Origin of the sequence: Pseudomonas sp. 008 (genome assembly GCF_016861935.1) — a bacterium.
GTDB lineage: Bacteria > Pseudomonadota > Gammaproteobacteria > Pseudomonadales > Pseudomonadaceae > Aquipseudomonas.
In genome coordinates this window covers 284,324-297,514 of sequence record NZ_BOMA01000003.1, presented here as the reverse complement: position 1 = coordinate 297,514, position 13,191 = coordinate 284,324, and the positions used below count along the sequence as shown (strand labels likewise).

Below are 13,191 nucleotides of genomic sequence, written 5' to 3'. Positions count from 1 at the left end.
GCCACTTGACAGCATCGGCTATGATAAGCCCCTTTGATTTATAACAGCCGCTTTGATTTGGCCAACTGGCCGCGCACTTGTACGTTCAAGGATCCTATGAGCAAGCCCACTGTCGACCCTACCTCGAATTCCAAGACCGGCCCTGCCGTGCCGGTCAATTTCCTGCGCCCGATCATCCAGGCGGACCTGGACTCGGGTAAGCACACGCAGATCGTTACCCGTTTCCCGCCTGAGCCCAACGGTTACCTGCACATCGGTCACGCCAAGTCGATCTGTGTGAACTTCGGCCTGGCCCAGGAATTCGGCGGCGTCACGCACCTGCGTTTCGACGACACCAACCCGGCCAAGGAAGACCAGGAATACATCGACGCGATCGAAAGCGACGTCAAATGGCTGGGCTTCGAATGGTCCGGTGAAGTGCGCTATGCCTCGCAGTATTTCGACCAGTTGCACGACTGGGCGGTAGAGCTGATCAAGGCCGGCAAGGCCTATGTCGACGACCTGACCCCTGAACAGGCCAAGGAATACCGTGGCAGCCTGACCGAGCCGGGCAAGAACAGCCCGTTCCGCGACCGCTCGGTTGAGGAAAACCTCGACCTGTTCGCTCGCATGAAGGCCGGCGAATTCAAGGACGGTGCACGCGTGCTGCGGGCCAAGATCGACATGGCCTCGCCGAACATGAACCTGCGCGACCCGATCATGTATCGCATCCGTCATGCCCATCACCACCAGACCGGCGACAAGTGGTGCATCTACCCGAACTACGACTTCACCCACGGTCAGTCGGACGCCATCGAAGGCATCACCCACTCGATCTGCACCCTGGAGTTCGAAAGCCATCGTCCGTTGTACGACTGGTTCCTCGACAACCTGCCGGTGCCGGCGCACCCGCGTCAGTACGAATTCAGCCGTTTGAACCTGAACTACACCATCACCAGCAAGCGCAAGCTCAAGCAACTGGTCGATGAAAAGCACGTCAATGGCTGGGACGATCCGCGCATGTCCACGCTGTCGGGCTTCCGCCGCCGCGGCTACACCCCGGCGTCGATCCGCAACTTCTGCGACATGATCGGCACCAACCGTTCCGATGGCGTGGTCGACTTCGGCATGCTCGAGTTCAGCATCCGTCAGGACCTGGACGCGAATGCCCCGCGCGCCATGTGCGTGCTGCGTCCGTTGAAAGTCGTGATCACCAACTACCCGGAAGACCAAGTCGAGAATCTCGAACTGCCACGTCATCCGCAGAAAGAAGAACTCGGCGTGCGCAAGCTGCCGTTCGCCCGTGAAATCTACATCGACCGCGATGACTTCATGGAAGAGCCGCCAAAAGGCTACAAGCGCCTGGAGCCGAACGGCGAAGTGCGTCTGCGCGGCAGCTACGTGATCCGTGCCGACGAAGCAATCAAGGATGCCGACGGCAACATCGTCGAACTGCGTTGCTCGTACGATCCGGACACCCTGGGCAAGAACCCCGAAGGCCGCAAGGTCAAAGGCGTGGTGCACTGGGTGCCGGCTGCGGCCAGCGTCGAGTGCGAAGTGCGTCTGTACGATCGTCTGTTCCGTTCTCCGAATCCGGAGAAGGCCGAAGACAGCGCCAGTTTCCTGGACAACATCAACCCTGACTCACTGCAAGTCCTCACCGGTTGTCGTGCTGAACCCTCGTTGGGCAACGCACAGCCGGAAGACCGTTTCCAGTTCGAGCGCGAAGGTTACTTCGTCGCGGATATCAAGGACTCGAAACCGGGCGCTCCGGTATTCAACCGTACCGTGACCCTGCGTGATTCGTGGGGCCAGTGATTAAGTCTTAAGGAACTGTCGTGCTTACGATCTACAACACGCTCACCAAGAGCAAAGAAGTCTTCAAGCCGCTGGATGGCAACAAGGTGCGCATGTACGTCTGCGGGATGACCGTATATGACTACTGCCACCTGGGCCATGGCCGCAGCATGGTCGCGTTCGACCTGGTGACCCGCTGGTTGCGGTTCAGCGGTTACGACCTGACCTACGTGCGCAACATCACCGACATCGACGACAAGATCATCAATCGGGCCAACGAGAACGGCGAGTCGTTCGAGGCCTTGACCGAGCGCATGATCGCGGCGATGCACGAAGATGAAGCGCGCCTGAACATCAAAAAGCCGGACATGGAGCCGCGTGCCACGGATCACATCCCGGGCATGCACGCGATGATCCAGACCCTGATCGACAAGGGCTACGCCTACGCACCGGGCAATGGCGACGTGTACTACCGCGTCGCCAAGTTCATGGGCTACGGCAAGCTGTCGCGCAAGAAGATCGAAGACCTGCGCATCGGCGCACGAATCGAAGTCGACGAGTCGAAACAGGACCCGCTGGACTTCGTGCTGTGGAAAGGCGCCAAGCCGGGCGAACCGAGCTGGCCATCGCCGTGGGGCGACGGTCGTCCGGGCTGGCACATCGAGTGCTCGGTGATGTCCACCTGCTGCCTGGGCGAGACCTTCGACATTCATGGTGGCGGCAGCGACCTCGAGTTCCCGCACCACGAAAACGAAATCGCCCAGAGCGAAGCGGCTACCGGCAAGACCTACGCCAACGCGTGGATGCACTGCGGCATGATTCGCATCAATGGCGAGAAGATGTCCAAGTCCTTGAACAACTTCTTCACCATTCGCGACGTACTCGACAAGTACCACCCGGAAGTCGTGCGTTACCTGCTGGTGTCGAGCCACTACCGCAGCGCGATCAACTATTCGGAAGACAACCTCAAGGACGCGAAGGGCGCCCTCGAGCGTTTCTACCATGCATTGAAAGGCCTGCCGAAAGTGGCACCGGCGGGTGGCGAAGCCTTCGTCGAGCGTTTCACCCAGGTGATGAACGACGACTTCGGCACGCCGGAAGCCTGTGCGGTGCTGTTCGAGATGGTCCGCGAGATCAACCGTCTGCGCGAGAGCGATCTGGATGCGGCGGCCGGTCTGGCGGCGCGCTTGAAGGAACTGGCCAGCGTGCTGGGTGTGTTGCAGCTTGAAGCCGATGACTTCCTGCAGGCCGGTGCCGAAGGGCGGGTCGATGCGGCTGAGGTTGATGCACTGATCCAGGCGCGCCTGACTGCCCGTGCCAACAAGGACTGGGCCGAATCCGACCGCATCCGCGACCAGCTCACCGCCATGGGCGTGGTGCTGGAAGACGGCAAGGGCGGCACGACCTGGCGTCTGGCTGACTGATCACTGCGTTTGCTACAAACAAAACCCGCCTTGTGCGGGTTTTTGTTTGCGCCACTGATCGTTCTGTCACTCGATCTGGCGCAACCGCTTGTACAAGGTATTGCGACTAACCCCCAACCGTCGCGCCAAGTGCGAAATATTTCCCCCAGCCGCCTGCAATTGCCGATTCAATGCCTCGGCATCATTCAAATCAACGGCTATCTGCTCCGGTGTATCCACCGGCTCCATCTCCAGATCGACAAAAAAATCATCCGGTAAATGTTCCGGTCGCACCGGCTGTTCCTCGGCCATGGCCAACGCCACCTGCATCACGCTGCTGACCTGACGCAAATTCCCCGGCCACGGATGACGGCCGAACAGGTCCAGCACCTCGGGGCTCAACCCGGCCCATTGCGACGGTTCACGGTGTTGTTCCCACAAGCGCTTGAACAGCGACTGCTTGTCACTGCGTTCCCTGAGCGGTGGCAGTTCCAGGGTCAAACCACCGATGCGGTAATACAAATCCTCACGAAACCGCCCCAACTGAACCTGTTCGCGCAACAAGCGGTTAGTCGCCGAAATGATCCGAATGTCCACCGGGAACAACTCGCTGCTGCCCACCGGTTGTACGCAACGTTCCTGCAACACCCGCAGCAGCCGGGCCTGGGTCGGTAACGGCATGTCGCCGATTTCATCTAGGAACAGGGTGCCTTTGTCGGCCTTGCGGATCAGCCCGATGCTGCCTTTCTGGTTGGCGCCGGTGAATGCGCCTTTCTCGTAGCCAAACAGCTCGGACTCCACCAGTTCGGCGGGGATCGCTGCACAGTTGACGGCAATGAACGGTTGTTTGCTGCGTGAGCTGGCGTGGTGCAGGGCTTTGACGAAGACTTCCTTGCCGACCCCGGTTTCCCCGTGGATCAACAATGGAATGTCCTTCTCCAGCAAACGCTCGGCCTGGCGCACGGCTTTTTCCACGCGGCTGTCGCCAAAGTGCAGGGTGTTGAGGCTGATCGCGGCGGGCGCTGCCAGGGTGGGCTCAGTGCACTTTATTTCAGGGCTTTTCGTTTCAGTGCTCTTTTTTTCTGCAAACAGCCGCGCCTGAATCGACGCCTGTTTCGGTCGTTTCAGCACGCACTGGAAACGGTTGTTTCCTGAGGCTTGCAGGGAAAACGGCAGGCCGTCCGGCTGATTCAGCAGTTCCATCAACGAGACTTTGAACAAGCTTTCGACGCTGACCCGCGACAGGCTGATGCCCAGCAGATTGTCGGCCCGGCGGTTGGCCGACAGTACCTGACCGGTTTCATCGAAGATCAGCATCCCGGCCCATTGGCTGTCGAGGTTGTTCAACCCGGTGTTGAAGGTCAATTGGAAATGCTGGCCATGGAACAGGTTGAGGATCAGCCGGTTCTCCACGGTCTGGCTCATCATCTTGACCATGCCCAGGGTGTGGGAGGGCGGCAGGTAGCTGTCGCTGGACACGTCCAGCACCGCGATCACCTTGCGCTCGGCATCGAAAATCGGCGCGGCGGAACCGGTCATGAAGCGGTTGGCCTTGAGGAAATGTTCATCGTGCTCGATGTGCACGGCCTGCTCGCAGGCCAGCGCGGTGCCGATCGCATTGGTCCCGCTGCAATGCTCCATCCAGCTGGCGCCGACGCTGAAACCGCGGGTCAGGCTCGGCTCGATGAAGCGCTGGGTACCCCACGACGTCAGCACCTGGCCGTGATTGTCGGCGAGCATGATCAGGCAATTGGAGTTGCTGAGGATGTTTTCGTAATACGGCAGGACTTCCTGATGGGTGGTCTGCACCAGGGAATGCTGGCTCTCCAGCAAGTGGGCGATGCCGTCTGCCGGTAACTGATCGAACGCCGGAGCGCTCTGATGATCGAGCCCGAACGCGCGGCAGCGGGACCAGGAGTCCTGGATGATGGCGTCGTGGGAGCGCTTTGAGACAGGTACGGCCATGGCGGTCGATCTCTGGGCATTATTATTTTTGTTATGAGTAACACGCTTCATGTAGCAGCTGGCGAAGCCTGCGTTCGGCGACGCAGTCGTCGTGAAATCAGGCGTCGCGGTGTATCAGGACGACCACGCAAACAGGTCTTACGACGACTGCGTCGCCGAACGCAGGCTTCGCCAGCTGCTACACAGGATGTGGGGGATTCGAGTAATCGTCTTGCTAAAGCATCCGTAGAGTGTTGTTCACTATTGTTCATTGTCAACCGCCGGATTGTTCAGTTGTTCATTCGTGGTTGTTCATTTCTGTTCAGCAACGAATGCGATTTTTATCTTGTTTGAAGGGATTTCCAGCCAAATCAAACGCTTGAGATTTTTGGCACGGATGTCGCTATGTAGCTCCGGTCGCTTGACTCAAAAAATAAAAAAAGGCCGAGCCATGTCACTCATCCTGGAACACGTCAGCCGCACCATCGAAGGCCAGACCTGGATCGACGATGCGTGCCTTAATTTCGAACCCGGATCGTTCAACGTTTTGCTCGGTCGCACGCTGTCCGGCAAAACCAGCCTCATGCGCCTGATGGCCGGTCTGGACAAGCCCGACAGCGGCCGCATCCTGATGAACGGCGTCGACGTCACCCAGCGCCCGGTGCGTTTGCGCAACGTGTCGATGGTCTATCAGCAGTTCATCAATTACCCGACCATGACGGTGTTCGAGAACATCGCCTCGCCGCTGCGTCAGGGCGGCGTTGCCAATGAGCTGATCCAGAGCAAAGTGCTGGAAACCGCGAAGATGCTGCGCATCGAGAAGTTCCTCCAGCGCCATCCACTGGAACTCTCCGGTGGCCAGCAACAGCGCACGGCCATGGCCCGGGCGCTGGTCAAGGACGCCGAGCTGATTCTGTTCGACGAGCCGCTGGTCAACCTCGACTACAAGCTGCGCGAGGAGCTGCGCCAGGAAATGCGCGAGCTGTTCAAGGCGCGCAATACCATCGCGATTTACGCCACCACCGAACCCAACGAAGCCCTGGCGCTGGGCGGCACCACGACGATTCTTCACGAAGGTCGGGTGATTCAGAGCGGCAAGTCCTCCGAGGTGTATCACCAGCCGCAAACCGTGCTGGCGGCGGAGTTGTTCTCCGAGCCACCGATCAACCTGATGCCGGGGCGCATTGCCGGCAACGAAGTCAGTTTCGCCAATTTCGTGCACTTTCCGTTGAACGTCGATCTGCGCCCGGTGGGCGAGGGCGAGTTCCGTTTCGGCGTGCGCCCCAGCCACATCTCGCTGGTGCCGAGCAACGACGATGACCTGGAACTGGCGGTGACCGTCGAGGTGGCCGAGATCAGCGGTTCGGAAACCTTCCTGCACGTGCGCAACGAGTATTTCCTGCTGGTGCTGCACTTGCCGGGGGTGCACGAATACGACGTCGATGCGCCGATTCGCATCTATATCCCGACTCATAAACTGTTTGTGTTCGATATGCAGGGGCGGCTGGTCCAGGCGCCCGGTCGCCGTATTGCGAGGGTTGCCTGATGGCCGAAATCCGTTTGCAGAGCCTTGCCCACAGCTACACCCGCACACCAGCCGGCCCTGAGGATTACGCGATCCGCGAGATGGACCACGTCTGGGAGCAGGGCGGCGCCTATGCGCTGCTCGGGCCATCGGGGTGCGGCAAGTCGACCTTGCTCAACATCATTTCCGGATTGCTCAGCCCGTCCCAGGGCCAGGTGATGTTCGACGGCAAAGTGGTCAACGAGCTGACCCCGGAAAAGCGCAACATCGCCCAGGTTTTCCAGTTTCCGGTGGTCTACGACACCATGACGGTGTTCGACAACCTGGCTTTCCCGCTGCGCAATCAGGGCATGGTCGAAGCGAAGATTTTCAGCAAGGTGCATGAAATCGCCGAAGTCCTCGACCTTCAGGCGTTGCTGCACAAGAAGGCGCGCAACCTTACCGCCGATGAAAAACAGAAAGTCTCCATGGGCCGTGGGCTGGTGCGCGATGACGTGTCGGCGATCCTCTTCGATGAACCGCTGACGGTGATCGACCCGCACCTGAAGTGGAAGTTGCGGCGCAAGCTCAAGCAGATCCACGAGCAGTTCAACATCACCATGGTCTACGTCACCCACGATCAGCTCGAAGCTTCCACTTTCGCGGACAAGATCGCGGTGATGTACGGCGGGCAGATTGTGCAGTTCGGTACGCCACGGGAGTTGTTCGAACGGCCGAGCCACACCTTTGTCGGCTATTTCATCGGCAGCCCGGGAATGAACCTGATCGACGTCCAGCCGCAGGCCGGCGGTGTCGGTTTTGCCGGGACTCACTTGCCATTGTCCGACGCGATGCAGCAACGGATCGCCGACAGCGAATGGAAAAGCCTGAAGGTCGGCATCCGTCCGGAGTTCGTCCATGTGTGGGAGGAGGCCTTTGATGACGCGTTGCGGGCAAAGGTCGTACACGTCGAGGACCTGGGCACCTACAAAATCATGACCCTGAACCTCGACGGCGTGCTGCTGAAAGTACGCTTGGCTGAAGACAAACCGGTGCCCGAGGGCACGGCGTACATCAGTTTTCCGGGGCAATGGCTGATGGTCTACGCCGATGATTACTTGCTGGAGGTGCAGCCATGAACAAGGTGCAGAACAACAAGGCCTGGTGGCTGGTATTGCCGGTGTTCCTGCTGGTGGCGTTCAGTGCGGTGATCCCGATGATGACCGTGGTCAACTACTCGGTGCAGGACATCTTCGACCAGTCCAGCCGCTATTTCGTCGGCGCCGATTGGTACAAGCAGGTCTTGCTCGACCCACGGCTGCATGACTCGCTGCTGCGCCAGTTCATCTATTCCGGTTGTGTGTTGTTGATCGAAATTCCGTTGGGCATCGCCATCGCCCTGACCATGCCGATCAAGGGCCGCTGGTCGTCGCTGGTGTTGATTCTCCTGGCGATTCCGCTGCTGATTCCGTGGAACGTGGTTGGCACCATCTGGCAGATTTTCGGTCGGGCCGACATCGGCTTGCTCGGGGCCAGCCTCAACGGCATGGGCATCAGCTACAACTACGCGGCCAACACCATGGACGCCTGGGTCACGGTGTTGGTGATGGACGTCTGGCACTGGACATCACTGGTGGCGCTGCTGTGTTTCTCCGGGCTGCGGGCGATTCCAGACGTGTATTACCAGGCGGCGCGGATCGATCGGGCGTCGGCCTGGGCGGTGTTCCGGCACATCCAGTTGCCCAAGCTCAAGAGCGTGCTGTTGATCGCGGTGATGCTGCGGTTCATGGACAGTTTCATGATCTACACCGAACCGTTCGTGCTGACGGGTGGTGGTCCGGGCAATGCCACGACCTTCCTGAGTCAGACCTTGACCCAGATGGCCGTAGGGCAATTCGACCTCGGCCCGGCGGCGGCTTTCTCGCTGGTGTACTTCCTGATCATCCTGTTGGTGTCGTGGCTGTTCTACACCGCCATGACTCACTCTGACGCCAATCGGTGAGGCCTGCCATGAGCAAGAGAAAGCTGATTCCACTGCTGGTCTACATCCTGTTCCTGCTGGTGCCGATTTACTGGCTGCTGAACATGTCCTTCAAGAGCAACACCGAAATCCTCGGCGGCCTGACGCTGTTTCCCCAGGATTTCACCTTCGCCAACTACAAGGTGATCTTCACCGACCCGAGCTGGTACACCGGCTACCTCAACTCGGCGTACTACGTCAGCATGAATACGATAATTTCCCTGACCGTGGCGTTGCCGGCGGCCTATGCGTTTTCGCGCTACCGCTTTCTCGGTGACAAGCACCTGTTCTTCTGGCTGCTGACCAACCGCATGGCACCACCGGCGGTGTTCCTGCTGCCGTTCTTCCAGCTGTATTCCTCGATCGGGTTGTTCGATACGCACATCGCGGTGGCGTTGGCTCACTGTCTGTTTAACGTGCCGCTGGCGGTGTGGATTCTTGAGGGCTTCATGTCTGGCGTTCCCAAGGAAATCGACGAAACCGCCTACATCGATGGCTACAGCTTTCCCAAGTTCTTCGTGAAGATTTTCGTTCCGCTGATCGGCTCCGGGATCGGTGTCACGGCGTTTTTCTGCTTCATGTTTTCCTGGGTCGAACTGTTGCTGGCGCGAACCCTGACGTCGGTGAACGCCAAACCCATCGCCGCGGTGATGACCCGCACGGTCTCGGCGTCCGGCATCGACTGGGGCGTGCTGGCAGCGGCGGGGGTGTTGACCATCCTGCCGGGCATGCTGGTGATCTGGTTTGTTCGCAACCACGTGGCCAAGGGCTTTGCCCTGGGCCGGGTATGAGGAACTGATGATGGAATGGATGAGTTGGACTGGCCCCACTGCGGCGTTCTTCGGCGTCATTGCCTTGATCCTGGTGGGCATGACGACCTGGGAGTTGCGTTCGCCAAGCATTCTTCGAAAAGGTTTTCTGCCGATTACCACCACCCGTGGCGATCGGCTGTTTATCGGTCTTCTCGGCAGCGCCTACCTGCATTTGCTGGTAATCGGCGTCACCGACTGGAGCATCTGGATAGCGTTCGCGTTGTCCCTGGTGTGGCTGTTGGCTGTGATGCGTTGGGGCTAGTCGAATCGCTCGGCAATGTTGCTCCGAAACCCATAAAGGAGGTCTTATGTTCGATAAAAACAATAAGCTGCGACATAGCATTTCACTGGCAGCCATGCTGGCACTCAGCGGATTGAGCGCATCGGCCTGGGCTGATGCCTACGAAGACGCTGCGAAAAAGTGGATCGGCGGCGAATTCAAACCGTCCACCCTGACGGCCGATCAGCAACTCGCGGAATTGAAGTGGTTCATCAAGGCGGCCGAGCCGTTTCGCGGGATGGACATCAAGGTCGTCTCGGAAACCCTGACCACCCATGAATACGAGTCCAAGGTGCTGGCCAAGGCCTTCACCGAGATCACCGGGATCAAAGTCACCCACGACCTGCTGCAAGAAGGCGATGTGGTGGAAAAGCTGCAGACCGTGATGCAGTCGGACAAGAGCATCTATGACGGCTGGGTCAACGACTCAGACCTGATCGGTACGCACTTTCGCTATGGCAAGACCGAGGCGATCACCGACCTGATGGCCAACGAAGGTAAAAACTTCACCTCGCCGACCCTCGACATCAAGGACTTCATCGGCACGTCCTTCACCACCGCGCCCGATGGCAAGCTCTATCAATTACCCGATCAACAGTTCGCCAACCTCTACTGGTTCCGCGCCGACTGGTTCGAGCGGCCGGAGCTGAAAGCCAAGTTCAAGGAAAAGTATGGCTATGAACTGGGCGTACCGGTGAACTGGTCTGCCTATGAAGACATCGCCAAATTCTTCAGCGAAGACGTCAAGGAAATCGACGGCAAGCGGGTCTACGGGCACATGGACTACGGCAAGAAAGACCCGTCCCTGGGCTGGCGCTTTACCGATGCCTGGTTCTCCATGGCCGGTGGTGGCGACAAGGGCTTGCCCAACGGTTTGCCGGTGGATGAGTGGGGCATTCGTGTCGAAGACTGTCATCCAGTCGGCTCCAGCGTGACCCGCGGAGGCGATACCAACGGCCCGGCAGCGGTTTTTGCCACCACCAAATACGTCGACTGGCTCAAGAAGTACGCGCCACCGGAAGCGGCGGGCATGACCTTCTCCGAATCCGGCCCGGTGCCGTCCCAGGGCAACATTGCCCAGCAGATTTTCTGGTACACCGCGTTCACCGCCGACATGACCAAACCGGGCCTGCCGGTGGTGAATGCCGACGGCACGCCAAAATGGCGCATGGCGCCATCGCCACGCGGACCGTACTGGGAAGAGGGGATGAAGCTTGGGTATCAGGACGTGGGTTCCTGGACATTCATGAAGTCCACGCCTGAGAAACAGAAACTCGCGGCCTGGCTGTACGCGCAGTTCGTGACCTCGAAAACCGTGTCGCTGAAGAAAACCATCGTCGGCCTGACGCCAATCCGCGAGTCGGACATCAACTCTCAAGCCATGACCGACCTGGCGCCGAAGCTCGGTGGCCTGGTCGAGTTCTATCGCAGCCCGGCGCGGGTGCAATGGACCCCGACCGGCACCAACGTGCCGGACTATCCGCGTCTGGCGCAGTTGTGGTGGAGCCACATCGCCGAAGCTGCCAGCGGCGAGAAAACCCCGCAACAGGCGCTCGATGGTCTGGCCAAGGATCAAGACGCGATCATGACCCGTCTGGAACGCTCCAAGGCCCAGGCCACTTGCGCGCCGAAAATGAACCCGGAACGCGACGCGCAATACTGGTTCGACCAACCGGGCGCACCGAAGCCGAAACTGGCCAACGAGAAGCCCAAGGGTGAAACCGTGAGCTACAACGAACTGCTGAAATCGTGGGCGGATGCGCGTAAGTAATTGTCTGTAATGTGAAACGCTAACGGCACCGTAAGGTGCCGTTTTACTTTGGGCCTGTTCCACCGCTATCGCGGGCTTGCCCGCGAAGAGGCCGATCCCGCTGGTAAACCTTTCCCACTGCACTGTGTGGAGTGGGCAGCTCCAGTCCTGCGGATCGACGTTATCCAAAGCCCAGGATCTCAAGTCCGATCACTGAGTTATAGGAGAACATCTCTATACGTACATCAATATTTCTGAGGGAAACAACTTACACATCTTTAGGAAATATCTCTCACTAAATTAAAGCATGCCCTTCAGTCATTGTAAGAATGCTCTGTTTTTGTTATGCACCATTTCCCACTCACTTTAATCGAGCTAACATCCAGCTGTAGATAGCGCTTATCGCACATCAGCAACTCAATCAATTTGTTATGTGTAACTGAATTTCCATATATCAAAACCAAGTTCATATCGATCCTGGAAGCATGAGACAACAGCCTTGACAACGCCTCTAACCATCAACAATGGAACTCTATGAAAAACATTGTACTGATAGGCGGACATGACGAAACCTTCATGCATTTCGAAGGTTTAGGTTTTAACTTCATCGTCCTGCAACTTCCTGATTCACAGGGCAAAAACCTTGTCGCACTTACCAGCAATATTCATCTTGTCAACGATTTTTCCGAAATCACTATATTCGAAGAACTGGATAAAATACTAAAAACTCAATCTATCGATTACATTTTTTCCTTTACGGAGGATGGACTGCTACCCGCCGCACGTGCCAGTCGACATTACGCCATCCCAGGCATCGATTACGAGGCCTGCGAAATATGCATCTGCAAACCTTTGATGCGATCCAGGCTGGAACATACTGAGTTCGCCGTTGCCAGCAAGATCTGTAGAACCAGAAGGGACGTCGAAGTATTTTTCAACTGCTATCCAAACGGAGTGGTCTTAAAAGACCCAACGGGCTCCGGTAGCGAAAACGTCTTCATCATCAAAGACTCTGCGTCCCTGCTCGATACGCTGGAGAGACTCAATCATGAAAATTTCGTCATGCTGGCGGAAGAGTTTTTAAACGGGCGGGAAGTCAGTGTCGAAACACTGACCATCGACTCACAACACCGAATCCTCGCCGTCACTAACAAAAAATTATACAAAACATCGCTCGCAGAAGAGCAGCACATCATCTCGCCGGACAATCTCGATAGCGACACACTTAACGAATTGAGCTGTTATTGTGAGCGCCTGCTGACCGCAATCAATCACACACATGGCCCTTGCCATATTGAACTAACAATGGCGAATGGGAATTTCCATCTAATAGAGATCAACAACCGCGTCGGTGGCGATTACATAGGTTTGTTGGTTGAACTCACAACAGGCGTTGATCTTTTTAGAGAAACACTACGTCTTCATAGCCATGAAGCCGAATCAGACACTGCCGAGACTCAATTGACACGCTACCAATTCGCGGGCTCTCATCTTTTTTATCAACCACTGAACCCGGACCTGATCAGGGGTTACATGCAAGAAGTGGACATCATCAGGCTAGTAATGGGTGAAGCCATTCCCCCGTTGGGTAGACCGCACATCAACGATGACAAAATCGGACTGGTGGTCATTGCCAGCAATGATCGCGAAAAATTCTATACCGCCATTGATCACCTGAACAGACTAAGTTCCGAAAGTTAAT

General features: G+C 57.6%; 10 protein-coding genes. 9 read left to right on the top strand and 1 reads right to left on the bottom strand.

The window, feature by feature from the left end; genetic code table 11:
• The first annotated feature begins 96 nt into the window (after positions 1-96).
• Together JUI81_RS08615 and cysS are read left to right on the top strand one after the other, a co-directional pair.
• Positions 97-1,797, top strand: coding sequence for a glutamine--tRNA ligase/YqeY domain fusion protein (locus tag JUI81_RS08615; protein WP_028941250.1), 1,701 nt, complete (start codon positions 97-99; stop codon positions 1,795-1,797).
• Positions 1,798-1,817: 20 nt separating this feature from the next.
• Positions 1,818-3,200, top strand: a complete 1,383-nt coding sequence (gene cysS / locus JUI81_RS08610; protein ID WP_019580054.1) for a cysteine--tRNA ligase — start codon at positions 1,818-1,820, stop codon at positions 3,198-3,200.
• 66 nt (positions 3,201-3,266) lie between these two features.
• Here cysS and JUI81_RS08605 read toward each other — a convergent pair whose 3' ends face one another.
• The gene (locus JUI81_RS08605) at positions 3,267-5,144 is read right to left on the bottom strand and encodes a sigma-54-dependent Fis family transcriptional regulator (RefSeq protein WP_204124102.1); all 1,878 of its coding nucleotides are present in this window, start codon (positions 5,142-5,144) and stop codon (positions 3,267-3,269) included.
• A 430-nt stretch (positions 5,145-5,574) separates the two neighbouring features.
• On the opposite strand from JUI81_RS08605, the gene JUI81_RS08600 reads away from it, so the two are divergent.
• The 7 genes from JUI81_RS08600 to JUI81_RS08570 all read left to right on the top strand — a co-directional run bounded on the left by JUI81_RS08600 (position 5,575) and on the right by JUI81_RS08570 (position 13,190).
• Complete coding sequence (locus JUI81_RS08600) at positions 5,575-6,669, top strand: ABC transporter ATP-binding protein (RefSeq protein WP_018925486.1); 1,095 nt, start codon at positions 5,575-5,577, stop codon at positions 6,667-6,669.
• Positions 6,669-7,766 carry an ABC transporter ATP-binding protein gene (locus JUI81_RS08595; RefSeq protein WP_204124101.1) on the top strand — a complete coding sequence of 366 codons (1,098 nt, stop codon included), beginning with the start codon at positions 6,669-6,671 and terminating at the stop codon, positions 7,764-7,766. The genes JUI81_RS08600 and JUI81_RS08595 overlap by 1 nt, the downstream gene beginning before the upstream one ends.
• Positions 7,763-8,629, top strand: coding sequence for a carbohydrate ABC transporter permease (locus JUI81_RS08590; RefSeq protein WP_019580058.1), 867 nt, complete (start codon positions 7,763-7,765; stop codon positions 8,627-8,629). Before JUI81_RS08595 ends, JUI81_RS08590 begins: the two co-directional genes overlap by 4 nt.
• An 8-nt stretch (positions 8,630-8,637) precedes the next feature.
• Positions 8,638-9,438, top strand: coding sequence for a carbohydrate ABC transporter permease (locus tag JUI81_RS08585; RefSeq protein WP_018925489.1), 801 nt, complete (start codon positions 8,638-8,640; stop codon positions 9,436-9,438).
• Between the two features lie 10 nt (positions 9,439-9,448).
• On the top strand, positions 9,449-9,721 hold the full coding sequence (locus JUI81_RS08580) for a DUF2160 domain-containing protein (protein WP_018925490.1): 273 nt from the start codon (positions 9,449-9,451) through the stop codon (positions 9,719-9,721).
• 46 nt (positions 9,722-9,767) lie between these two features.
• Complete coding sequence (locus tag JUI81_RS08575; protein WP_007940906.1) at positions 9,768-11,510, top strand: ABC transporter substrate-binding protein; 1,743 nt, start codon at positions 9,768-9,770, stop codon at positions 11,508-11,510.
• Positions 11,511-12,023: 513 nt separating this feature from the next.
• Positions 12,024-13,190 (top strand): acetyl-CoA carboxylase biotin carboxylase subunit family protein, encoded by a 1,167-nt coding sequence (locus JUI81_RS08570; protein WP_204124100.1) that lies wholly within the window; start codon positions 12,024-12,026, stop codon positions 13,188-13,190.
• Position 13,191 lies beyond the last annotated feature (1 nt).